The 23301-nt window shown below is 63.8% G+C and carries 24 protein-coding genes; 14 read left to right on the top strand and 10 right to left on the bottom strand.

The window, feature by feature from the left end:
* Window positions 1–2 precede the first annotated feature (2 nt).
* Window positions 3–1697: an aminotransferase class III-fold pyridoxal phosphate-dependent enzyme gene (locus ACQY4T_RS02790; protein WP_428537349.1), complete on the bottom strand. Its 1695-nt coding sequence runs from the start codon at window positions 1695–1697 to the stop codon at window positions 3–5.
* Window positions 1698–1752: 55 nt separating this feature from the next.
* Between ACQY4T_RS02790 and asd the strand changes: the two genes are divergently transcribed.
* Entirely contained in the window at window positions 1753–2646 is an 894-nt protein-coding gene (gene asd, locus ACQY4T_RS02785; RefSeq protein WP_428537346.1) for an archaetidylserine decarboxylase, read from the top strand.
* Between the two features lie 29 nt (window positions 2647–2675).
* On the opposite strand, the gene ACQY4T_RS02780 is transcribed toward asd, so the two are convergent.
* Window positions 2676–3836 carry a deoxyguanosinetriphosphate triphosphohydrolase gene (locus tag ACQY4T_RS02780; RefSeq protein ID WP_428537343.1) on the bottom strand — a complete coding sequence of 387 codons (1161 nt, stop codon included), beginning with the start codon at window positions 3834–3836 and terminating at the stop codon, window positions 2676–2678.
* A 94-nt stretch (window positions 3837–3930) separates the two neighbouring features.
* On the opposite strand from ACQY4T_RS02780, the gene erpA reads away from it, so the two are divergent.
* Window positions 3931–4266, top strand: a complete 336-nt coding sequence (gene erpA, locus ACQY4T_RS02775; protein ID WP_428537340.1) for an iron-sulfur cluster insertion protein ErpA — start codon at window positions 3931–3933, stop codon at window positions 4264–4266.
* Window positions 4267–4396: 130 nt separating this feature from the next.
* Window positions 4397–5689, top strand: a complete 1293-nt coding sequence (gene oxlT / locus ACQY4T_RS02770) for an oxalate/formate MFS antiporter (protein WP_428537337.1) — start codon at window positions 4397–4399, stop codon at window positions 5687–5689.
* A gap of 74 nt (window positions 5690–5763) precedes the next feature.
* Here oxlT and gatB read toward each other — a convergent pair whose 3' ends face one another.
* The gene (gatB, locus tag ACQY4T_RS02765; RefSeq protein ID WP_428537334.1) at window positions 5764–7224 is read right to left on the bottom strand and encodes an Asp-tRNA(Asn)/Glu-tRNA(Gln) amidotransferase subunit GatB; all 1461 of its coding nucleotides are present in this window, start codon (window positions 7222–7224) and stop codon (window positions 5764–5766) included.
* A gap of 124 nt (window positions 7225–7348) precedes the next feature.
* On the opposite strand from gatB, the gene ACQY4T_RS02760 reads away from it, so the two are divergent.
* Window positions 7349–7591 carry a type II toxin-antitoxin system VapB family antitoxin gene (locus ACQY4T_RS02760; RefSeq protein WP_428537331.1) on the top strand — a complete coding sequence of 81 codons (243 nt, stop codon included), beginning with the start codon at window positions 7349–7351 and terminating at the stop codon, window positions 7589–7591.
* Complete coding sequence (locus ACQY4T_RS02755) at window positions 7591–7986, top strand: type II toxin-antitoxin system VapC family toxin (RefSeq protein ID WP_428537328.1); 396 nt, start codon at window positions 7591–7593, stop codon at window positions 7984–7986. Before ACQY4T_RS02760 ends, ACQY4T_RS02755 begins: the two co-directional genes overlap by 1 nt.
* An 82-nt stretch (window positions 7987–8068) precedes the next feature.
* Here ACQY4T_RS02755 and gatA read toward each other — a convergent pair whose 3' ends face one another.
* Together gatA and gatC are read right to left on the bottom strand one after the other, a co-directional pair.
* Window positions 8069–9547, bottom strand: coding sequence for an Asp-tRNA(Asn)/Glu-tRNA(Gln) amidotransferase subunit GatA (gatA, locus tag ACQY4T_RS02750; RefSeq protein WP_428537325.1), 1479 nt, complete (start codon window positions 9545–9547; stop codon window positions 8069–8071).
* Entirely contained in the window at window positions 9544–9831 is a 288-nt protein-coding gene (gene gatC / locus ACQY4T_RS02745; RefSeq protein WP_428537322.1) for an Asp-tRNA(Asn)/Glu-tRNA(Gln) amidotransferase subunit GatC, read from the bottom strand. The genes gatA and gatC overlap by 4 nt, the downstream gene beginning before the upstream one ends.
* Before the next feature lie 47 nt (window positions 9832–9878).
* Between gatC and ruvX the strand changes: the two genes are divergently transcribed.
* From ruvX to ACQY4T_RS02705, 8 genes are all read left to right on the top strand, one after another.
* Complete coding sequence (ruvX, locus tag ACQY4T_RS02740; protein ID WP_428542672.1) at window positions 9879–10379, top strand: Holliday junction resolvase RuvX; 501 nt, start codon at window positions 9879–9881, stop codon at window positions 10377–10379.
* Between the two features lie 287 nt (window positions 10380–10666).
* Window positions 10667–11083 carry a lytic transglycosylase domain-containing protein gene (locus ACQY4T_RS02735; protein ID WP_428537319.1) on the top strand — a complete coding sequence of 139 codons (417 nt, stop codon included), beginning with the start codon at window positions 10667–10669 and terminating at the stop codon, window positions 11081–11083.
* A 99-nt stretch (window positions 11084–11182) separates the two neighbouring features.
* Window positions 11183–11599 (top strand): type II secretion system major pseudopilin GspG, encoded by a 417-nt coding sequence (gene gspG, locus ACQY4T_RS02730; RefSeq protein WP_428537316.1) that lies wholly within the window; start codon window positions 11183–11185, stop codon window positions 11597–11599.
* Window positions 11600–11675: 76 nt separating this feature from the next.
* Entirely contained in the window at window positions 11676–12446 is a 771-nt protein-coding gene (locus tag ACQY4T_RS02725; protein ID WP_428537313.1) for a prepilin peptidase, read from the top strand.
* 11 nt (window positions 12447–12457) lie between these two features.
* Entirely contained in the window at window positions 12458–12781 is a 324-nt protein-coding gene (locus tag ACQY4T_RS02720) for a hypothetical protein (RefSeq protein WP_428537310.1), read from the top strand.
* An 8-nt stretch (window positions 12782–12789) separates the two neighbouring features.
* Window positions 12790–13215, top strand: a complete 426-nt coding sequence (locus tag ACQY4T_RS02715; RefSeq protein WP_428537307.1) for a GspH/FimT family pseudopilin — start codon at window positions 12790–12792, stop codon at window positions 13213–13215.
* A gap of 6 nt (window positions 13216–13221) precedes the next feature.
* Window positions 13222–14301, top strand: a complete 1080-nt coding sequence (locus ACQY4T_RS02710; protein WP_428537304.1) for a PilN domain-containing protein — start codon at window positions 13222–13224, stop codon at window positions 14299–14301.
* A 121-nt stretch (window positions 14302–14422) separates the two neighbouring features.
* Window positions 14423–16192, top strand: a complete 1770-nt coding sequence (locus ACQY4T_RS02705; protein ID WP_428537301.1) for a Do family serine endopeptidase — start codon at window positions 14423–14425, stop codon at window positions 16190–16192.
* 72 nt (window positions 16193–16264) lie between these two features.
* Here the strand turns inward: ACQY4T_RS02705 and minE are convergent, their stop codons facing one another.
* From minE to ACQY4T_RS02685, 4 genes are all read right to left on the bottom strand, one after another.
* A complete protein-coding gene (minE, locus tag ACQY4T_RS02700) occupies window positions 16265–16561 on the bottom strand; it encodes a cell division topological specificity factor MinE (RefSeq protein ID WP_428537298.1) in 297 nt (98 codons plus the stop codon).
* Window positions 16558–17373, bottom strand: a complete 816-nt coding sequence (gene minD / locus ACQY4T_RS02695; RefSeq protein WP_428537295.1) for a septum site-determining protein MinD — start codon at window positions 17371–17373, stop codon at window positions 16558–16560. Before minD ends, minE begins: the two co-directional genes overlap by 4 nt.
* A gap of 9 nt (window positions 17374–17382) precedes the next feature.
* Window positions 17383–18105 (bottom strand): septum site-determining protein MinC, encoded by a 723-nt coding sequence (gene minC, locus ACQY4T_RS02690; RefSeq protein WP_428537292.1) that lies wholly within the window; start codon window positions 18103–18105, stop codon window positions 17383–17385.
* A gap of 188 nt (window positions 18106–18293) precedes the next feature.
* Window positions 18294–20993, bottom strand: coding sequence for a hypothetical protein (locus ACQY4T_RS02685; protein WP_428537289.1), 2700 nt, complete (start codon window positions 20991–20993; stop codon window positions 18294–18296).
* Between the two features lie 421 nt (window positions 20994–21414).
* Between ACQY4T_RS02685 and ACQY4T_RS02680 the strand changes: the two genes are divergently transcribed.
* Window positions 21415–22155, top strand: a complete 741-nt coding sequence (locus ACQY4T_RS02680) for a dienelactone hydrolase family protein (protein ID WP_428537286.1) — start codon at window positions 21415–21417, stop codon at window positions 22153–22155.
* Between the two features lie 36 nt (window positions 22156–22191).
* Here the strand turns inward: ACQY4T_RS02680 and ACQY4T_RS02675 are convergent, their stop codons facing one another.
* On the bottom strand, window positions 22192–23277 hold the full coding sequence (locus ACQY4T_RS02675; RefSeq protein ID WP_428537283.1) for an AI-2E family transporter: 1086 nt from the start codon (window positions 23275–23277) through the stop codon (window positions 22192–22194).
* Window positions 23278–23301 lie beyond the last annotated feature (24 nt).

Below are 23301 nucleotides of genomic sequence, written 5' to 3'. Positions count from 1 at the left end.
GTTCATTCCTGAATCGGACCGTTCCCTGGAGATGCCGAACCACGTGAAAAGCGGCTGGTCAACATTTCCCAAAGGATCCGACGCTTGATCGATCGGCCAGCGGTCGCGGTGCTGGTCCACCACCAGCCGTCACGCTGCATCGCCTGGCAAGCGGCGAGAAAGCGATCCGCGACCGCCCTGAAATCGGCATCGGTGTAGTTCAGGCTGAAGATCAAGCGCCCGGTGCCAATCCAACTTAGCGCCAGGCCCTCAGCCCGCAGATAGTACTGCAGCATCCAATTGTAACGTGATGGGCTGTTGTAGGTCACTGTCCAGATCGAGGAAAGATTGGCGATCCGGACGGGGAGAGCGGCCTCCGCAAGGCGACGATTAAGCTGCGCCGCCCGGTTGTTCCAAATCCGTTCCAGACTGCCGTATAATGTTTCTGCGTCGGATGTCTCGATGTAGCGCAAGAACGCGGTCATTGCGCCCATGACGTATGGGTGGGAATTGAACGTCCCGCGGGCGAAACAGATATCGGCGGGCCGATCGGCCCGATAGCGCTTCATCAGATCGCCGCGGCCGCAAACAACACCGACCGGGAAGCCGCCACCCAATGTCTTGCCATAGGTGATCAGGTCGGGCTTAACCCCGAAATACTCCTTGGCGCCGCCGGGCGCCAAGCGAAAGCCGACGAAGACCTCGTCGAAGATCAGCACGATCTTGCGTTCGTCGCAGACCGCACGAAGCTCTTGCAGCCAGGTCGTATACGCCGCTCGGTCGAATCCGGCCCGGCGCGAACTATCCACCAGTGATCCGTCCGCGGGCGCGGAAGCGTTCGGATGCAGCGCCTGCAGCGGGTTGACCAGGACGCAGGCGATGTCGCGCCGGCGCCGCAGAACGTTAAGTGTGCGTTCCGACATCTCGGCCAACGTATAGGTATCGCGCGCTGCGGAAGGATTGCCAACGCCGGGCTGCACGTCACCCCACCAGCCGTGGTAGGCGCCGCAGAAACGGACGAGGTGGGACCGCCTGGTGTGATAGCGGGCCAGCCGAACCGCCTGCATCACGGCCTCGGTCCCGGACATATGGAAAGAGACCTCGTCCAGTCCGGAAATCTCACGCAGGCGTCGCACGTTGTAGGCGACCGTCGGGTGATAGGCACCCAGCACCGGCCCGAGATCGCGCACCAGTTCGGCACCACGCTCAATGCAGGATTTATAGAAATCGTGTCCGAAAAGATTAACACCGTACGAACCGGTCAGGTCGTAGAAGACATTGCCATCGAGGTCGGTGACCGTTACGCCAGACGATGATTCCAAAAAGGACCCCGACGGCAGATGTTGATCGGCAAAGCGGCTGTACTGGAACGGCACCCGGTAGGCGTTGATGAACTGGAGGTCGGAAATCCCGGCCGCGGCATCGGCGCTCCGCGCGCTGGTTTCTCCGAAACGCTCGCGATACAGCCGCGACAGGGTATGAAAGCCGCTGCGTCGTTGCTCCGCGATCTGACGCGGCGCATCGTCGGAACAAAAGAACCGCTGTTCGTCATATTCGTAGAACCGGATCAGCGAGGCGACCCGTCGCGCCATCCGGGCGTGCCCGGCGAGCGACGGATGCTTCGCCCGCGACAGATCGAGACGAGTCTTGGCCTTGGCAAGCGCCATCCCGAGAGCGGCGGCGCCAGCAGTTGCTGCAAGAGCGAACGGCGCGGACATCGTTGTGCCTTCCATACAAGACCATGCTGATCTCATGACCATCCGCGCAGCGATAGTGAAGATTGTACTTCAGGAGGATTTGAATTTCCTGCTGACCAATCGGATTCCGAGGCGGCTGGCTTCGCGTTTCATTGGCTGGTTCAGCAAGATCGAGCAGCCGTTGATCCGTGATACCTCGATCGGCGTTTGGCGGTTCTTCTCCGATCTGGATCTAAGCGACGCCAAGAAGACGCGTTTCCGCAGCATGCACGACTGTTTCACCCGCCAACTGAGGGACGGCGCGAGGCCGATAGAAGCCGACGGTTCGGTTCTGATCAGCCCGTGCGATGCGATCGTCGGCGCGGTCGGGCCGGTGGTTGACGGAGAAGTTTTTCAGGTCAAGGGGTTTCCTTACGCGCTGGCCGACCTGTTGGGGGATGCCGAGCATGGAAAAACGTTTCGCGACGGATGTTACGTGACGCTGCGGCTGACCTCGAGCATGTATCATCGATTCCATGCCCCTTATGCCTGCCGCGTCCGGTCGGTTACGCATATTCCGGGCGACGTATGGAACGTCAATCCGACCGCATTGCGGCGAATCGAGAGGTTGTTCTGCAAGAACGAGCGGGCCGCGATCAGCACGGCGCTATCCGACACCGGCCATCCGGTGACGCTGGTCGCGATCGCGGCCATCCTGGTGTCGGGGATCCGGCTGCGGTTTCTGGATTTGACCCCAGGTCGGGACCAGCCGCGGACCTTCGCCTGCAACGCGTCACTTCAAAAAGGCGAAGAGATGGGCTGGTTCGAGCACGGGTCGACGATCGTGGTGTTGGCGCCCGAGGGGTTTAGCCTGAGCGCCGGCGTTCAGCCGGGCACGACGATCCGCATGGGGCAGCCGCTGATGAAGCTTGTGGGCAGGTCATCGGCGCACGGCGTGGCTTGCCGCCCGCTGACCGAGCCCTCGGCGTAGTCGGCCAGGAACGATCCGACCAGTTTGTCTCAGCCGTTGACGTTGACGTCGGTCAGCCGACGGTGCTCATCCATGGCGTAGCGGTCTGTCATGCCGGCGACGTAATCGCCGACGATAGTGGCGGAGCGTTGCGTGCCGCCCACGCCGGCGCGGGTACGCCAGTCATCGGGAAGCAGCCTCGGGTCGGTGTGCAGCAGCCGATACAGCTCCTCGGTCAGCCGTTTGGCCTTGGCGGACATGCGGTTGACCCGCCAGTGCCGGTACATCCGGGTGAACAGGAAGTCCTTGATCGCCTGGTTCGCCTCGGCCATCGCCGGGGAGAACGCCACGACGCGGTGTTTGTGCCGGCGCACCGCGTCGGGGCTGTCGGGTTCGAGCTTCGCCAGTCGCTTGTGGGTTTCGGTGATCAGGTCGGTGACCATGGCGTTGATCACACGCCGCAGCGTCTCGTGGCGAAGCCGGGGCGGCGGCACGTCGAGGCTGGACATCCTGGCCGCGGCGAGCGACTCGCCCACCAGCGGCAGGTGGGCCAGGTCATCCACCGCGAACAGCCGCGCGCGCAGGCCGTCATCGAGGTCGTGCGAATGGTAGGCGACATCGTCGGCGATGGCGGCGACCTGAGCCTCGGCACTGGGCTGGGTGTGCAGGTCGAGTTTATGGCGGTCGTTGTAATCGACGATGTAGGCGGCGGGATGGCGTAGCGGGCCGTTGTGCTTGACCAGGCCCTCCAGCGTCTCCCAGGTCAGGTTCAGGCCGTCCCAGCCGGCGTAGCGGCTCTCCAGCAGGGTGACCATGCGCAGGCTCTGCGCGTTGTGGTCGAAGCCGCCGAACGGCTTCATTACGACGTTCAGCGCATCCTCCCCGGCGTGGCCGAACGGCGGATGGCCAAGGTCGTGAGCTAGCGCCAGTGCCTCGGTCAGGTCCTCGTCCAGGCCAAGCGCGCGGGAGATGGAACGCGCCACCTGGGCGACCTCGATGCTGTGGGTGAGGCGGGTGCGGTAGAAGTCGCCCTCGTGATTGACGAACACCTGCGTCTTGTATTGCAGCTTGCGGAAGGCCGAGCTGTGGATGATGCGATCGCGGTCGCGCTGCCATGGAGAGCGGGTGGCGGCTTCCGGTTCGTGATACAGCCGTCCGCGCGCCGTGGCGGGCGAGACGGCATAGCCAGCGGCAGGCGGGCGAACGAACATATGAGGCGGATACACCCTGATTCCCGGGGCTTCAATCACACGGCGGCCGTCGCGGCTGTTCACTTCCGATGAACGAGCGCCTATATGGATTGTCATGGAACAGTTCGCCGTTACCGATCGAGCCGCTGCGCGTATCTCGGAGATCGTCGCCCAGACCAACCAGGCCGCCGAAACCGCACTGCGCGTGGCTGTGCTGGCCGGGGGGTGTAGTGGCTTCCAGTATCGCTTCGAGCTTGATCCGCGGCCACAGGCGGATGACCTCGTCATTCAACGCGGTGCCGCCAGGGTGGTGGTCGATGCCGTCAGCCTCGACCTGCTGGCCGGGTCGGAGCTGGACTACACCGACCAGTTGATGGGTAGCCATTTCGCGGTGCGCAACCCAAACGCGAAATCGGCGTGCGGGTGCGGGACCAGCTTCTCGGTCGATTGAAAACGCGCCACAATCGCCGCCGTTTGGTGTGGATTTAGGCAATGCTCACTGTCGGCGCCGAAGCGCCGGGGTTCCCATGGCTGGCGTAGCGTTTGCTAGGACTGAGCTCTGACCATCAGGGCCGACCAACATGACCGAGAGCGCCGTTCTCCCCGCCGCCGCCTCCAGCCCCGCCGTCTCCAGTAAGGGCAGCACGCGCTGGGTTCAGCTCGGGCTTGGGCTAATTTGCATGATGGCGATCTCCAGCCCGCAATATTTGTGGACCTTGTTCACCAAGCCACTCGGCACAACGCTCGGGGTCGCGCCGGCGGCACTGCAGGTCACCTTTTCGCTGCTGATCGTGGTGCAGACGTTCTTCTCACCATTTCAGGGTTGGCTGGTCGACCGGTTCGGGCCGAAGCTGTTGATCGGCGTGGGCGGCCTGCTGTCCGGGCTGTCCTGGGTGCTGGCGTCGTACGCCTCATCGTTGACCATGCTCTATCTCACCTACGGGCTGATCGGCGGGTTGGGCACCGGCATTGTCTATGTCGGTGTCGTGGGCCAAATGGTCGGCTGGTTTCCGGACCGGCGCGGCTTGGCCGCGGGCGTGGTGGCAGCCGGGTACGGCATGGGCGCGATCGTCACTACGTTTCCGATCAGCCACTCGCTGGCGGCGGTCGGATCGCGGATGACCTTGCTGCAATTTGGCGCGATCTTCGCCGTGGTCGGGCTGCTGGCCGCGCTGGGGCTGAAGCGGGCGCCGACATCGGCGGTCATGCTGGCGGATGCGCCGGGCAATTCGACCCGAGAGATGCTGCGTTCGTCGGTGTTCTGGCTGATGTTCGTGATGATGACGCTGATGTCCACCTCGGGGCTTATGGTGACATCGCAGATGGCGGCGTTTGCCGGCGAGTTCGGGATCACCAAGGCCGTCGTCTGGGGCTTGGCGGCCCTGCCGTTGGCGCTGAGCATCGACCGCTTTACCAACGGGCTGACCCGGCCGTTCTTCGGCTGGGTGTCGGACCGCATAGGCCGTGAAAACACGATGTGCCTGGCGTTCGCGCTCGAAGGTCTGGCGATGGCGCTGTGGCTGATGGCGCGGACTGATCCGCTGCTGTTCGTGCTGCTGTCGGGTGTGGTGTTCTTCGGCTGGGGCGAGATCTTCTCGCTGTTTCCGTCTACCCTGACCGACACCTTCGGCACCCGGCACGCCACGCGCAACTATGGATGCCTGTATATGGCGCAGGGGATCGGAGCGATCTTCGGCGGCCCGATGGCGTCGTTGCTGCACGCGGCGACCGGGACCTGGACGACGGTGTTCGGGCTGGCGATCGCGGCCGACTTTTTGACCGCGGTGCTGGCGATTGCAGCGCTGAAACCGTTGCGCGCGCGGCGATCCGCTGTTCAGCCGCGATCTTTCACGGGAACCGCCGCACCAGTGTAGATCTGGCTGCTGATGGTGAAACGAAGGGTCAGGCCGAGGCTACGCCGGGTTCGCCAGTGACCGGATGCGACGCCTTAAGACTGTTCGGCGAGGCGGCGTTTCAGGGTCTCGTTGATCAGGCCGGGATTTCCCTTCCCGGCCATCGCCTTCATGGTCTGACCGACAAAAAACCCAAAAAGCTTGTCCTTGCCTGAGCGGTATTCGGCGACCTTGTCCGGATTGGTGGCGAGGATGCGGTCCACGGCGGCGTCGATCGCGCTGGTATCAGTGACCTGGCGCAGGCCCTTCTCGTCCACGATGGCGGCGGCGCCCTTGCCGGTTTCGACCATCGCCTCGAAAACGTCCTTGGCGATGCGGCCGTTGATGGTGTTGTCGGCGATCAGGTCCAGCAGGCGCCCCAGCGCCGTGGCGCTGACGGGGGGATCTTCGATCGAACGACCGAGGCGGTTCATCGCGGCAAAAAACTCGCCGGTGACCCAGTTGGCGGCGATTTTCGGATCGCGCTCTTCGGCAACGGTTTCGTAGAACGCCGCGGTGGCTTGTTCGGCCACCAGGACCGAGGCGTCGTATTGGCTCAGCCCATACGCATGGATGAATCGTGCGCGCTTCGCGTCGGGCAGTTCCGGCAGCGCGGCCTTCAGGCCGGCGACCCAGTCTTCTTCCAGCACCAGCGGCAGCAAGTCCGGGTCCGGAAAGTAACGGTAATCGTGGGCGTCCTCTTTCGACCGCATCGAGCGCGTGACCCCTCGCCCGCTGTCGAACAGGCGGGTCTCCTGCGCCACCGTGCCGCCCGCTTCCCAGACCTCGATCTGGCGGCTGGCTTCCGCCTCGACCGCTTGCATGACAAAGCGGATGGAGTTGACGTTCTTGACCTCGCAGCGGGTGCGGTAGGGGTCGCCGTGCTTGCGGACCGAGACGTTGACGTCGGCACGCATCGAGCCTTCCTCCATGTTGCCGTCGCAGGTGCCGAGGTAGCGCAGGATCGAGCGCAGTTTGCGCAAGTAGGCGCCGGCTTCCTCGGGGCTTCTGATATCGGGTTCGGAGACGATCTCCATCAGGCCGATGCCGGAGCGGTTGAGGTCGACCAGCGTCCTCGTCGGATGTTGGTCGTGGATCGACTTGCCGGCGTCCTGTTCCAGGTGCAGGCGGGTGACGCCGATCGCCTTGGTGGTGCCGTCGGCGAGTTCGACCTCGACCTCGCCGGTGCCGACGATGGGGTGCTCGAACTGGCTGATCTGATAGCCGGCGGGCAGGTCGGCGTAGAAGTAGTTCTTGCGGTCGAAGCGGCTGACAAGGTTGACGCGGGCGTTCAGCCCCAGGCCGGTGCGCACCGCCTGCGCCACGCACTCGGCGTTGACCACGGGCAGCATGCCGGGAAACGCGGCGTCGACGAAGCTGACCTGGCTGTTGGGTTCGGACCCGAAGCTGGTCGCCGCGCCGCTGAACAGTTTCGCCCGGCTGATGACCTGGGCGTGGACTTCCAGGCCGACCACCACTTCCCACGGTCCGGTGCTGCCTTGCAGCGAGTAACTCATCAATCCACCTTCGTGTGTGGCTGGGCGATTTAATGTCAATGAAGGCTGCTCGCAACGTGCGCAATGACCGTTGGCAATCGTCTACAACAAATGATATAGATAAAGCCGCAATGGAGTCTATACAGTGCCTTTTCACGTGCGGGACACCGCTACCGACTCCGCGGTTCGCAAGCTTGCTCGGATCAAGGGAAAGAGCTTGACCGAGACGATCCGTGACGCGGTTGAAAAGGAATATGCGGCGATCAGTGGGAGGCCGCCCCTGATCGAACGGTTGCGGACAATCCAGGAAGACTTCCGGTCGTTGCGGCGGTCCCCTGGCAGGCCAGCGGACAAGGCTTTCTTCGACGACTTGTCGGGACACTCGTAATGTTCCTGGACGCTTCCGCCATTATCGCCATCATTGCCATGGAGGAGGATGGCGCCAGCTTGGCCGGCCGATTGGCGGCGGCGCATAGCTGCCTGACCTCCGCCATGGCGATTTTCGAAGCCGCGGCGGGGTTGGCGCGTATCGCGAATGGGGCGCCGGCGGACGCGCTGGCTTTGGTTGATCGCTTCCTGACCGAGATTGGCGCGACGGTGATCGTCATCGACCGGCAGATCGGGGTCGCGGCGCTTGAAGCGTTTGCCCGTTTCGGCAAGAGACGTCACGCTGCGGCTCTGAACATGGGCGATTGCTTTGCGTACGCCTGCGCGAAACAGGCCGACATGCCTCTGCTGTGCAAAGGAAACGATTTTCCGCGGACGGATATCGCACTTGCTTAGATGTAAGACTGGGCGTGCGGCGTTGCGTGGTCGATCGGTCTCGATGCCCATGACGGGCTTCGACATCAAGCTGCCCTCTGCGTTACTCAGCCCTGATCGACGGCAGCGCGGTAAACCTGGCGGCCCGCTCCAGGGCAGCCGAGACAGTGAAAACGGTTTCCTCGTCGAACGGCTTGCCGATCACCTGCAAGCCCAGCGGCAGGCCGTTCCGGTCCAGACCCACCGGAACCGAACTCGCCGGCACGCCCGCCAGGTCCGCCGGCACCGTGAACAGGTCGTTCAAATACATCTGGATCGGGTCGTCCATCTTCTCTCCCTGGGCAAATGCGGCCGACGGAGCGGTCGGGGTCAGCAACGCGTCCACCTGGGTGAAACTGTCCGTGAAATCCTTCAGGATCAGTGCCCGAACCTTCTGGGCGCGAAGATAATACGCATCGTAATACCCCGCCGACAGCACGTAGGTGCCGATCAGCACGCGGCGACGGACCTCCGGGCCGAACCCTTCGGCCCGGGTGCGCTCGTAGAGATCCCGCAGGTCCTCGCCGTCGCGGCGCGACCCGAACCGCACACCATCGTATCGCGACAGGTTCGACGACGCCTCGGCCGGGGCGACGATGTAGTAAGTGGCGAGACCATACTTGGTATGCGGCAACGAGACATCGACGATCTCGGCCCCCGAGGCGCGCAGCCAGTCGATGCCTTGATGCCACAGTGCCTCGATCTCGGACGGCATGCCGTCGGCGCAATACTCCTCGGGAATGCCGATCCGCAGGCCCTTGATGCCACGCCGGCAGGCCGCCTCGAAATCCGGCACCGCGACATCGGCGCTGGTAGAGTCCTTCGGGTCATGCCCGGCCATGGAACCAAGCAGGATGGCACTGTCCTGGACGGTTCGGGCTAGCGGGCCGGGATGGTCCAGCGAGGAGGCAAACGCCACCACCCCCCAGCGCGAGCAGCGGCCGTAGGTCGGCTTGACGCCCACCAGGCCGCAGAACGAGGCCGGTTGACGGATCGATCCGCCGGTATCGGTGCCGGTTGCGCCCATCGCCAGTCGTGCCGCGACCGCGGCGGCGGATCCCCCGGACGATCCGCCCGGAACCAGCACCGCGGCCGTGTCCTGCCGGCGCTTCCACGGGTTCTCTACCGGCCCGTAGGCTGAAGTCATGTTGGACGAGCCCATCGCGAACTCGTCCATGTTGGTCTTGCCAAGGAACACCGCTCCGTCGCGCAGCAGGTTGGCGGTGACCGTGCTTTCATAAGGCGGCACGAACGGGCCAAGGATCCGGCTGCCGGCGGTGGTGCGAACCCCATCGGTGCAGAACAGGTCCTTGATCGCCAGCGGGATGCCGGTCAGGCTGCGGGTCTCGCCGGCTGCAAGCTGGGCATCGGCGTTGCGCGCCTGGTCCATTGCGGCGGCATGGCTCACGGTGATGTAGGCATTCAGGCGCGGATTCAGTGCCTCGATGGCACGCAGATGCGCCATGGTCAGCTCAACCGCGGTGAAGTCCTTGGCGCGCAGAGCGTCGCGGGCCTGGGCGATTGTCAGATCCGTCAGCATCACTCCACGACTTTCGGCACAACGTAGAAGTCGCCCAGCCGCTCGGGGGCATTGGACAATACCTTTTCCGCATAGCCTCCGTCGGTCACCGCGTCGGGGCGCATCGCCAGTGCTGTGCCGCTGGCACCGGTTAACGGCGCGATGCCGGTAACATCGACCTCATTGAGCTGTTCGATCCAGCCCAGGATGCCATTCAGTTCTTGGCAGAGGTTCTCGACCTCGTGCTCCTCGACCCGGATCCGAGCCAATGAGGCGATGCGGCGGAGGGTCGCCTGATCCAGCGACATTGCGGAAATCCTTGGATGGATGCGAGGGCGGGACCATAACCATGGCCATGACGGTGTTCAACCTGAGGGAGCTTCTGGCCTCGCTGCGACGGGATCAGCGGGTGATCGGCATCGACCCGGGTGCAAGGACGATCGGGCTGGCGCTGTCGGATGTGCGGCGCCGGCTGGCGTCACCGTACGGCAAGCTGAAGCGGGGCAAGCTGACGGTCAATGCCAGTGAAATTGCGGCGATCGCGCTGCGCGAGGGTGCCTATGGGCTGGTCGTCGGGCTGCCGCTGTCGATGGACGGCACAATCGGCCCGGCGGCCCAGGCGGCCAGGGATTGGACCCACGCGCTGTCGGCTGCCATCGGTCTGCCAGCGGCACTGTGGGACGAGCGGCTGTCCAGCGCCGCGGCCAACCGCTTGCTGATCGGGGCGGATGTTTCGCGCGCGAAGCGGGCCCAAGCGGTGGATCGGACGGCCGCCGCCTGGATGCTGCAGGCGGCGCTGGACGCGGGGTCGCCGAACGACGATGTTTCTGGGCCGCGAGACATGGATCATGGATGAGGTCGGTGCATAGCTCGCTCGAACGCGCTGCCCGCGGGCATATCCAAGGCAAGATCGCACTTACCGTCGCGTGATGACAGAGAATCAAACGATCGAAGAAGCGGTTTGTACCTCATGCCGGATGAATAGCCCCTGAGCCTAGTCATTGATAACTTGACCAAAACCTTCTGCTTCCCCTATACGGTCAACGCTTTTCGGGGGCACATCGACATGGTTCGGGACGAGGCGGTCGCATCAGACGATCGCACGAAGGCGACCGGCCGCAGGATCGCACTTCGCGCCTACCCATGAGCGTCCCATTCCTCGCGTGCATGGCTGCCGTCGCGGCGTTCTACCATCTGCCGCCGCGCGTGCTGCCGTCGATCCAGGCGGTCGAAGGGGGCCGGATCGGCCTCGTGCAATTCAACACGAACGGGTCGGCGGACCTCGGCGTCATGCAGGTCAACACGATCTGGGTCCAACCGCTGGCGGCGTTTACCCATCTCAGCCCGCAAGAAGTAACCGACCGCTTGTTGCATGACCCCTGCTTCAATATCGCCGCCTCCGCGGCGATCATGCGGCTTTATCTGAACGAAGCGCACGGCAACCTGATGGCGGCGATTGGATACTACCATTCGCATTCCCCGGGTTTGGGAGCCGCCTACCAGGAAAAAGTTATTGCAGCCGCCGGTGGTTTGTTCAGCCGGCAGCGCAAACAACCCTGACGCTGGCCAAAAGATCATCTCCCTCCGCCGGTCGTGACCTTCCAAACTGGCGCCGACTGCTATGGCTGGGGCATGAAAGCAACCACGAGAAAGCCATCCATGAAACCCCGTCTTCGTCGTGACGACAGGGGGTTCACCCTGCTCGAACTGCTCGTCGTCATCGCCATTCTCGGCTTGCTCATCGGCCTCGTCGCCCCGGCCGTCCTGCGCCAGCTCGGTAACGCTCGGGTTTCGGTCGCCAAGCAGTCGATCGAACGCATCGGCTCTATACTGGACATGTACAAGCTCGATGTCGGTGGCTACCCGACCACCGATCAAGGGCTGCAGGCGCTGGTCGAGCAGCCCAGCGGGGTGACGACCTGGAATGGGCCGTATGTGAAGGGTGCGGTTCCGGTTGACCCGTGGAATCGTCCCTATACCTATCGCGACCCGTCTGACCGCGCCGGACATGATTTTGATCTCTGTTCGGCCGGACCATCCGGGACCGGCGGCGACAGTCAGATCTGTAATCCGTAGCAACGGCTCACCCGGCCACTTCGGGATCGCGAACATTGACCGGTCACCAATCCTTCAATCGACTGAAAGATGTCATGTGATTGACGCCGAGACATGGCTCTGGCCGATCCTGACAGCGCCGTTCATCGGCAGTTTCATCGGCGTGTTGATCGTGCGGCTGCCGGTTGGGGCGCCCGTCACATTGGCCCGCTCCGCCTGCCCGCATTGTGGCGCGCGGCTGAGCAGCCGGGAGTTGGTTCCCCTGGTCAGTTTCGTCGTCCTGCGCGGCCGCTGTCGCCATTGTCGGGCCGCCATCGGGCTGCTGCACCCCGCGGTCGAACTCGCCGCCGTCGGCATCGCGGCCTGGGCCGTGCTGGCCGATCACGATCCGGTTCGGCTGTGGGTGGATTGCGGCCTTGGATGGACACTGCTGACACTGGCCTGGATCGACTGCACCAGTTTCCTGCTGCCGGACGTCTTGACGTTGCCACTGCTGCTGGCCGGGTTGGCGCTGACGTTTGCCGAACAACCCGATGCCCTCGCCGATCATTGCCTCGCCGCTTGCCTCGGCTACCTGTCATTCCAGGGGCTCGGCTTCGCCTACCGGCGACTGCGTGGCCGGGACGGATTGGGTGGAGGCGATAGCAAGCTGATCGCTGCCGCGGGCGCTTGGTGCGGGCTGGCGCTGCTGCCTTTCGTGGTGCTGGGAAGCGCCATCGCGGGCCTGCTCGCGTCCTTGGGACTGGCGTTGGCGGGCCGAATGGTGACATCCACGACGCGAATTCCGTTTGGCCCTTGCATCGCCATGGCCTTCTGGCTGGCGTGGCTCTACGGCGGGCTGTTGGATTCAGTGTTTAGGGGGCCGTGATGACTCGTTGGTTGGCGGCGTTTTTCTGCCTGATATCAATCGTTTCGGCGGACACGGCAAGCGCCGGTGAGCGCGATCCGGTGTGCCGGCAGGCATCCGTGGTGGACGAGATGGGCCGCCAGATCATCAACCGAAACTATTATGGCAGGGTCGACCCGAAGCTCGTAACCGAAACGCCCACCGCCATCGCCAACGTGGTTCGCTGCCAGGTCTGTGTTCAATCAGCTCCCTACAACACGACGCGCTTCAGCGACCAACCGGTAAAGCAATGCCTGGAACAAGGGTTCGAGGTACAGATCCTGCCACGTGGCTTCGTTGTGCGCGACCTGAGATAAGGCCGCCCGTGAGGTCAAGAGCCGGACAAACAAGGCAGGCCGGATTCACCCTGCTCGAACTGATCGTCGTGATAGTCATCGTCGGCATGGTCGCCGCACTGGTATTTGTCCGACAGCCCTGGCACAGCGAAGCACTTAACACCGAGGCGACGGTCCGGACGCTGACCTCGGCGCTGCGCTTGGCGCGGTCGCGCGCGATCGCGCAGGATCGTGAGGTGGCGGTGGTAACCCGCGGCAACGGCTTCGTGCTGGACGGGGGCGCTGCTACATTGCTGCCCGCCGGGGATGCCCTGACCGGCGCCGAGGTGATCTTCATGCCGGATGGCGGAGCCTCCGGCGCAACGTTGATACTCGCCTCCGGGTCACGCCGGATCGCCATTTCGGTCAACTGGCTGACCGGACGGGTGCTGTCGCGAGAACTTGCCGGCGGATGAGGCGCCATGCTCTCGCACTCGCGACTGGTGTTCGCCGGACGCTCGGGCGATGCTGTCGTGCGGGAGACTGACGCAATGCTGGCGCGTTTCTTTTCTTGGTGGACGGCTAGGATTGCCGAGTTGCTGCCGAAATCCTGGACCGACGCCGGCGTTGGGGCGCCGGACGGGATCGTGGCGGATCTCGACCGGATGAACAATCTGACGCTTTCGATCCGCGGCAGGGGCAAGCACGAGTCCGTCACCTCCGGAGCGGCGGCGCGCCTGGCAAACCGCAAACCGGTGTTTCTGCGAGCGCCGCCCGATATCGTCCTGGAGAAACACCACGTCGTCCCAGCGGCGCCGCGGCGAGACCTGGACCTGTTGCTTCGATACGAACTCGCGCGCATCACGCCGTTCACGTCGGACACCTTGTTTTGGAGATGGGACGGTCACCCGAAGCCAGGCGATCGGAGCCGGATCGCCGTTACTTTGACGATGGTGCCCAAAGCGGCCATGGCGGCCCGACTTGAAACGTTGGCCAAAGCCGGAATCGAGCCGCGATTCATCGAGACAGGGCCGGCGGAGCGAACCCGGTTGCTGGCGATCGACAATGACGCGGGTGACCGCGCCGGTCGGCTGCCGATCCGCGCCTTGGCCTGGGCCTGTGCTTGCCTGGCGGTTGTTGCGCTGGCTCTGCCGGTGGTGCTGCAAGGGCTCGCCTTGCACGCGACCAATACAGCCATCGACGACCTGCAGCCGGCAATCAAACGGGTCGAGGCAATGCGCCGCGGCATCACCGCCGACGGCGCCGGACAAGCGGTGCTGGCACGGGAAATGGAACGCACCGGCGATGTCTTGCAGGCTCTGGCAACGGTGACTCGCATTCTTCCCGATGACACATACCTGACTGATTTTTCGCTGCGCGATCGACAGATGGTGCTTGGCGGTCGGTCGGCTGCGGCGGCGCGATTGATCACCGGCCTGTCGGCGGATCAGGCGATCCGCGATGCTGCGTTCGCCGCCCCAGTTACACGCATCGAGGGCGCGACAACCGATGTGTTCTCGATCCGAGCAAGCATTGCCGCACCACCGCCGAAACCTGATTGAACGCGGGCGGCTTGAACGGGCGGGTCTGCCGAGCGTGCAGAAGCACGGCTTTGGTCATTCTTGAGTCGAGGTTAATTGATCCATCATCGTCATCGGCTGCCTCTTGCGTCGGCCACAAAAATTGACCAGTGATGCCGGCAACGCGCGCCGTTTAAGACCTATGGTATTGAAGAATACGCATGTTGCGCCGCTGACGTGCGATGCCGTGAGCGATCGCTTCATGAGCTCGGCAAGTTATTTTTCCGTGGACTGTGGCTTGAATAACACGAGTTTAATTGCTCCGCCAAGGGAACGGTCACATCAGCGTCGCTATGTGCACGCTGTTGTCGATGCGGCCATCCGAAACCGGCTCCGCGTCGCGAACCCAAATGGCGACCAGGAGATGCTTCGCATGAACACCAAACCTCAAACAAGTCACATTCGGCGTGCCGCGCTGGCCGCCACCCTGCTGGCCGGCACCAGCCTCGGCGGTTTCGCTCTGGGGCATAGCGCCTGGGCCGGCGATATCGCGCCGGTCAATCCACCCGGCGCGCAACTGCAACCGCATACACTGCCTGACTTCACTGGTCTGGTGACCCAGGTCAAGCCGGCGGTCGTTTCCATCACCAACAAGCTGAAAGCCACCCCGGCAGCTCTGGAACAAGGTGAGCAGATGCCGCAACTACCCTTCCCATTCAACCAGATGATCCCGCATGGGCAGCAGCAGCAAGAACACGCTGTTGAGGCCCGAGGCTCGGGCTTCATCATCGACGCCAACGGCACGATCGTGACCAACAACCATGTGGTGAAGGGCGCCCGCACGCTCAGCGTCACGCTGGATGATGGGACCGTTCTGCCGGCCAAGGTGATCGGCACCGATCCTCGCACCGACATTGCGGTCCTCAAGGTCAATGCTTCGCATCCACTGCCATTCATCCAGCTTGGCAATTCACGCGATGTGAAGCCGGGCGAATGGGTCGTCGCGATGGGCAATCCGTTCGGCCTTAGCAGCACCGTTACCGCCGGGATCGTGTCCGCCGTAAGCCGCGATATCGGCGCCGGGCCTTATGACCAGTTCATCCAGGTCGACGCGCCGATCAATCAGGGCAATTCCGGCGGTCCGTTGTTTACCCAGGACGGCAAGGTCATTGGCATGAACACCGCGATTCTGTCGCCAACCGGCGGGTCGGTCGGCATCGGCTTCGCGATCCCGTCCGACATGATCCGCACTGTCTCGGCGCAGCTTGAAAAGAGCGGCAAGGTGGTTCGCGGCTATGTCGGGGTCGAGGCGCAACAAATCACCCCGACAACGGCGCAGGCGATGCATCTCAAGGTCAATGACGGCGCCCTGCTGGCCGGCGTTCAGTCGGACAGCCCGGCAGCTCATGCCGGATTGGAACCTGGCGACGTAATTCAGGCAGTGAATGGCGCCAAAGTCGCCGATCCGAAGGAACTGGCGCTGGATGTCGCCGGCATTCAACCGGGCGATCAAGCGCACCTAAGCGTGTTGCATGATGGCCAGGTCAAGGATGTGAGCGTCAAGGTCGGAACCCTGCCGAACGAGCAAACCGCAAGCAACGAAGACCAGGGCGATGAGCACCACGCCAAAATTGGCCTGGCGCTGGCACCGCTGTCGCCCGATATGCGCAATCAGCTAGATGTCCCGGACGGAACAAACGGCGCGGTGGTGCAGGGGGTACAGCCTAACTCTCCGGCTGAAGCGGCGGGCCTGCAGCCCGGCGACGTCATCGTCGGCGTGGGCACCCACCCGGTTGGGTCCCCGGGCGAGGCAGCGCGGGCCATGCGCACGGCGATGAATGGCAGCGACCATGCGATGGCATTGCGGGTGATCCGCAACGGTCAGCCGGTGTTTGTCGGTGTTACGCTGAAGGATCAGAGCAAGGAGGGCTGACCAAGCCTGCGGCGGGGCGGGCACAGTCCTGTCCCGCCTCGTTACTTCGGCGGCAATGGTCCTGAGCGCGGATCAGGCTGACGCGGCAACGCCGGGCTCGTTCGGCGCTTTCGCCATCTTCGCCGCATCCAGCGGGACTTCGACATCGATTTCCAATGTCGAGAACGACGCGCCGCGGTCGAGCTTGATCTGAACCGCGTCCCGATCGACGGTTATATGCTTGGCGATGACCGCGAGGATTTCTTCCTGCAAAGTCGCCAGCAGATCGGATTTGCCGATCACGCTGCGCTCGTGGGCAAGCAGCACCTGCAACCGGTCCCGAGCCACCGGTGCGGTGGTTTTCTTGCGAAAAAGCTCGAACAGGCTCATGCCACCCTCCGTCCGAACAGGCGTCCGATAAAGCCGGTGCGCTGCATCGGAACAACGACATCGACGGTCTCGCCTTTGAGCCGCTTTGCGGCGTCGAAGTAGGCCCGTGACGGCACGCTGGCGGGATTGTTAAGGGTCACCGGTGACCCGATGTTGGAGGCCTTGAGCACCTCCTCGCTTTCCGGAATGATCCCCAGCAGAGGGATCGACAGGATTTCCAGCACATCCTCGACCTTCAGCATTTCGTTGCGGGCCGCGCGGCCGGCATCGTAACGCGTAACCAACAGATGCTTGTCGATCTTCTCGCCCTTTTCCGCCCGAATGGTCTTCGAATCCAGCATCCCGATGATACGATCCGAATCGCGCACCGATGAAACCTCGGGGTTGGTGACCACCACCGCCAGATCTGCATTGCGCATCGCAAGTAACGCGCCGCGCTCGATGCCGGCGGGGCTGTCGCAGATCACCCAGTCGAACTTCTCGCGCAACTCGGCGATGACCTTGTCGACGCCTTCCATGGTCAGCGCATCCTTGTCGCGGGTCTGCGATGCCGGCAGCAGTGACAGCGTATCGATCCGCTTATCGCGGATCAGCGCCTGCGCCAGTTTGGCGTCGCCTTGCACCACGTTGATCAGGTCGAACACAACCCGGCGTTCCGCGCCCATCACCAGATCGAGGTTTCTCAATCCGACGTCGAAGTCGATGACCACGACGTTCTCACCGCTCCGCGCGAGTGCGGCACCCAGCGCGGCGGTGGAGGTCGTCTTGCCGACTCCGCCCTTGCCAGATGTAACCACCAGCACCTTGCCCATAGGTTTCTCCTAATCCAGAACTGATATTTTCATCTGCTCGCCGTCCAGCCAGACTTGCACCGGCTTGCCCAGAGCATTGGCGGGCATGCCGTCCGCGGTCTGGTAGACGCCATCGATCGCCAGTAGTTCCGCCTGCAACTTGCTGCAGAATATCCGTGCGCCGGGATGTCCGGAGAGCCCGGCGACGGCGCGGCCACGCAACGTTCCATAGACATGGATCGATCCTCCGGCCATGACTTCGGCGCCTGATGCGACCGACCCCAGAATGGTGATGTCGCCGCGCTCGAACACGATCGACTGGCCGGAGCGCACCGGTTGGTCAATCAGCAGCGTGTTGACCTCGGCGGTTGACGGCGTGGCCTCGACCGCAGGCAGGCCTTGCGCGGGCCGCCCCTCGGGCGGCTCGATTTCGCGGCCTGGACGGCTGGACACCGGCAGCGGCCGACCCCAGGCTTCAATGCCGTCCCACGACGGATGCGCGCCCTCGGTGCCGATGATGCGGATGCCGCGTTGTTCCAGAAGCTGCAGGAATTGCGCCACGCCGGGTTGTTCCCGCGGGACGGCCCCGAGATCCACCACGACAGGGCGCGCATCGAAGAAATTGGGCGAGCGTTCCATTTGCGCATCCAGCGCGTTGAGCCAGTCGTTCAAAGGCACGTCTGGCGCCAACACCAGCGCCATGATGGAGCGGCCGCGCAGTCGGATCAGCGATTTTGTGTCATGCGATGTCACAGTTCCGAACTATCCGCTGCTCGGCGGACGGTCAACGAGAATCCGGTGGGGGCGCACAAAATCATGTGGATAACCCTCCGCATTGACCGCTAGGGATAGTGGTTTAGCCCCAAAAGTGGCCCCATAGATGGTAGCGCGCCGCCGAGGTCCCCCTCGGCGGCGCCCACCCTCCCGCGCGACTCGCCCGATCAGGTGATCGCGTGCGCCAGCAGGCTGTTCAGGTTGGCGGTGGAGGCCCCGGCGATCGAGGCGATTGCCAGCTTCGCCCCGCCCGCGGTCGCGGAGATCGACAGCGTGGCGCCCCCAGCCTGGTCGGTCACCGTCAGGTAGTTCGCCAGCGTCGCCGCCGCGCCGTTCCAGTTGGTGGCGGCCAGCGCCGGCTTCAGGTCCAGCACATCGGCAAGGGTCAGGATATTGCTCAGGATATTGCTGGTGAAGCTGACGCTGCCATGGCCCGCCGCCGGCAGCACGAAGGTGTTGTTGCCGCCGCTGTCGGTGACGGTCTCGGCACCGCCCGACAGGCTGACCACATCGCCCACACCCTTGAGGAACAGCATGTGTGCCCCCGCGGTCGCCACCACCGAGACCTGGCTGGCGCTGACCGTTGCGCTGGCGCTGGCCAGCGTGATCGGTGCCGGCAGTGGGCTGGTGCTGGTCCCCGGATCGGGCGCCCAGGCCGCGTTCGGGGTGGTCTTGCCCCACCACAGTTGGCTGGCGTTCTCCTGCCAGACCTGCTTGTTGACGTAGGCCAGTTCGGCGACGTTGGCGGTGGTCGTATCGGCGACACCGTTGACCGCGACCTGCCCGCTGCCGGTGATGGTCCATTTGTTGCCGCTGGCATCGATGATCGCATTGGCGCCACCGGCCAGCACCATGGTGTCGTTCGCCGAGGTCGGCGGCGGGGTGGGAGTCGGCGTTGGTGTCGGGGCAGGGGTCGGTGTTGGTGCTGGCGTCGGCTTGGGCGTCGGTGCGGGGGTCGGCGTCGGAGCCGGCGTTGCCGGCAGCGGGCTGGTGGCGGTGCCGGCGCTGGGTGACCATGCGGCGTTGTTCTTGGTCTCGCCCCACCACAGCTTGGCGGCGTTCTCCTGCCAGATGGTGCCGTTGACATAGGCCAATTCGATGACGTTGCCGGTGGTGCTGTCGGCGACGCCGTTGACCGCCACCTGACCGCCGCCGGTGATGGTCCACTTGTTGCCGCTGGCATCGACGATCGCGGCACTGGTGCCGGTGACCACGGTGTCGTTCTTCGACGGCGTGGGGGTGGGCGTGGGCGTCGGCGTCGGCGTCGGCGTCGGGGTTGGCGCGGGTGTCGGCGTTGGCGTGGGAGCCGGCGTCGGCGTCGGGGCCGGCGTTGCCGGCAGCGGGCTGGTGGCGGTGCCGGCGCTGGGTGACCATGCGGCGTTGTTCTTGGTCTCGCCCCACCACAGCTTGGCGGCGTTCTCCTGCCAGATGGTGCCGTTGACATAGGCCAGTTCGATGACGTTGCCGGTGGTGCTGTCGGCGACACCGTTGATCGCCACCTGACCGCCGCCGGTGATGGTCCACTTGTTGCCGCTGGCATCGACGATCGCGGCACTGGTGCCAGTGACCACGGTGTCGTTCTTCGACGGCGTCGGTGTCGGCGCGGGGGCCGGCGTCGGTGTCGGCGCGGGGGCCGGCGTCGGAGTGGGCGCGGGGGTCGGCGTCGGCGCGGGTGTCGGCGTTGGCGTGGGTGTTGGCGTGGGTGTCGGCGTGGGAGCCGGCGTCGGCGTCGGGGCCGGCGTCGCCGGCAGCGGGCTGGTGGCGGTGCCGGCGCTGGGTGACCATGCGGCGTTGTTCTTGGTCTCGCCCCACCACAGCTTGGCGGCGTTCTCCTGCCAGATGGTGCCGTTGACATAGGCCAGTTCGATGACGTTGCCGGTGGTGCTGTCGGCGACACCGTTGATCGCCACCTGACCGCCGCCGGTGATGGTCCATTTGTTGCCGCTGGCATCGATGATCGCGGCACTGGTGCCGGTGACCACGGTGTCGTTCTTCGACGGCGTCGGCGTCGGCGTGGGAGTGGGCGCGGGGGTCGGCGTCGGCGTTACCGCACCACCGGTCGACTGGCTGAACAGCCAGCCGAGCGGCGAACCGGCGCCAGTCTGCGGGTAGTAGGTATCCCAGACGTCGTGACCCAGGCTGTTGTCCTGAGTATATTTCATGTCGCCGCCGATTGCCTGTTCCGCGGCATACAGGTTCTGATCCCAGGCCAGCGGCACTTGGCCGTCCTGGCCGCCGTGGATGGCCCAGAACGGCACGTTCTTCAGTCCGCTCACAACCGACTGATTGGGTTGCGGATAGCCTTGCCCGTAGTCGGCGCCCGCCAGCGACAGGCCGGCGGCAAAAATTCTGCCCTCGGTTCCAGTATAGGCATTGTATTTGATGATCATGTCTTCAGTGCCGATGCCACCCATGCTGTTGCCGGTGACGTAGACCCGCGACGGATCAGTGGAATATTGCGACATGACTTGCTTCAACGCAGCGATGGCGTTGTCCTCACCGGCACTGTCAGCCGTGTCGACACCGCCGAAGTTTATCGTCTGACCGGACAGGTCGGCCGATTGATCAAGCAACGGCGCGACGATGATCGAGGGATAGTCGGTGCGGAAAGTCGACGTGTTGAACCATGCATTGATCTGGTTCTGCAGGTTCTGCGGGCCGTAGGTGCCCTGGTCCAATTGGTGCAAGTATAGCACGGTGGAATACTTCACGCTCGGATCGTAGTTGGCCGGCAACAAGACCATGTATTGCATGCCGTTTATCGACTGAACGCTCCAGTTTCCCGGCGCGGCGGGTTGGCTGGTGGTCTGGGTACCCATGTTCTGCAATGCTCCCGGGAACGTGTAATAATTCAGCAGGATAGTCACGGATACGTGATCTTGCGCAATGCGAATCGAAACTTATTAGCGAAACATATCGAACTTTGCCGATAATTACGTTATTTCTCTGTAATATCATACCTTTAAATAAGCCAAATTTTCGAACCTTGCTGAATAATTAAAGATGTTCCGATCCTAATAACGTAGTTATAAGCGATTTAGCCACATTATGCGCGTAAAAAGTTACGGTATAGAATCTGATATGGTATAGGAAGAAATACTCTGACATTCGCATCGGACGGATCGCCTGGTTCGGCCAAACGTCTCGCCGAGACAGCCGAGACCACCAGCGTTGCTGGCGTACGTGCGGGAAGAGCCGAAGCGCGCCGCGCGTGGTTTCGGGATTGCGGCCATCTTGCCGGCCCAAGCGCCACGTGAAAGCATCGGCTGCGAGGCTGAAGGAACGACCATGATCGAAGAAATCCGCGATCTCACCACCCGGGCGGGTGCGATGGAGACGTTTCTCGTCCGTCCTGATCGTCACGGCCCGCATCCCGTTGTGTTCCTGCTGATGGATGCCCCCGGCATCCGCGAGGAACTGTATGACATGGCGCGCCGCCTGTGCAGCGTCGGCTATTACGTCGTGCTGCCAAACCTTTATTACCGCGCCGGCAGGGACACCAAGTATGGGCCGGACGTCACCACCAAGGGCAGCCCCGAGCAGGCGCGGATGCGCGCGGTCCGGACCAAGATGAGCATCCCGCCGGTGATGCAGGATTTCGCCGATATGCTGGCTTTCGTCGACTCACAGCCGGAAGCCAAAGCCGGCATGGTCGGCACGCACGGCTATTGCATGAGCGGACCGTACTCGCTGGCCGCCGCCGCTCGCTACCCCGATCGGGTAGCCGCCGCCGCATCGTTCTACGGCACCTGGCTGGTCAGCGAGAACCAGGAGAGCCCGCATCTCAACCTGGGCAGGGCCAGGGGCGAACTGTATATTGCCTGTGCCGAACACGACGATCTGGCTCCATTGCCGATGGTTGCGGAGCTGAAGGAACTGTTCGACAAATCCGGCAACAGTGGGGAATTGGAAATGTATTCCGAAGTCCACCACGGCTTCGCTTTCCCGCAGCGCTGGTGCTACGACAAGGCGGCCGCCGAACGGCACTGGGAGCGCCTGATCGCATTGTATCGCCGCCGTCTCGGCTGAACCCTGATCCCCAACAAGGAACGCAATGACGAACAACTACCTCCTGCGGGCCTCCCGACCGTCGCCGTCGTTCTCCAGCACGCTCTCAACGTAAATCATTCGCACCGCGACGGTAGCCGCCGCGGTCAGCGGCGTGGCCAGGATCAACCCCATGATACCGAACAACGCGCCCAGCACGGTCTGCGACAGGATCGTGAGCGCGGGCGGCAGATCGACGGTGCGCTTCTGTATCAGCGGCGCGATCACGTTCCCCTCCAGGGTTTGCACGACAGCGAACAGGATGGCGGCGTACAACGCCGTTTGCGGCGAATGTGCCACCGCGACCGCCAGGGCAGGGACAGCTCCGGCCAAGGCGCCGATATAGGGCACGAAGTTGAACAGCCCGGCGATCAGCGCCAGGGTCAGCGCAAGCGGCACACCAAGGAAAAACAGACCTGCCCCGGTCAGCACGGCCACGACGATCATGTCGGCGAGCTGCCCAAGGAACCAGAGCTGTAACGTGTTCCCCAGGTCGTCCATCACCTCGCGCCCGCGCGGTCGCCAACCCGGTGGCAGCAATCGCAGGAACCCGGCGACGTAGGTCGAAGGCGAGGCGGCCAGGAAGATACCGGTCGCCAGGATCACCACCAGATCACCGCCGATCCCGATGGTGGAAGACGCCATGCCAGGCACCATCGACGACAGACTGCTCATCACCGACCCGGCCTTGGCCTTAATCTGCGGCATCAGTCGCTGAATCAGCGGGTTGTCCTGCACGGTCTGCCACAGGTGCTGGACCTGTTGGCTGACGGTATCGGCAACACTGGCGGCCTGCGCGGTCACGCGCGGACCTTGCAGCCAAAAACCGCCGCCGACCAACAGGGTGATCGCTACGATGACCACGCACAGCCATAAACCGGTCGGTAGTCCGAGACGTCGATGCAGCCAATCCGCCGCTCCGTGCAGAATACAGGCGGCAAGGATGGCGGCGAAAATCAGTAGCAGGACGTCCTGCAAAAGCTTGGCGGCCAGCAACAACAGAGCGCCGATGGCGACGGCGCGCAGCGTGCGGTCGATGCCGCGAAGCCGGTCGCGAGGCCCAGGGGCGTTCATCAGCGCATGGATGGCGAAGAACGCGTCCAAGGCGAACCGCTTTCCGCTAACATT

It is taken from the genome of Rhodopila sp., assembly GCF_965277825.1.
GTDB lineage: Bacteria > Pseudomonadota > Alphaproteobacteria > Acetobacterales > Acetobacteraceae > Rhodopila.
The sequence above is the reverse complement of the archived record's forward strand: the minus strand, read 5'-3'. Positions and strand labels throughout refer to the sequence as shown.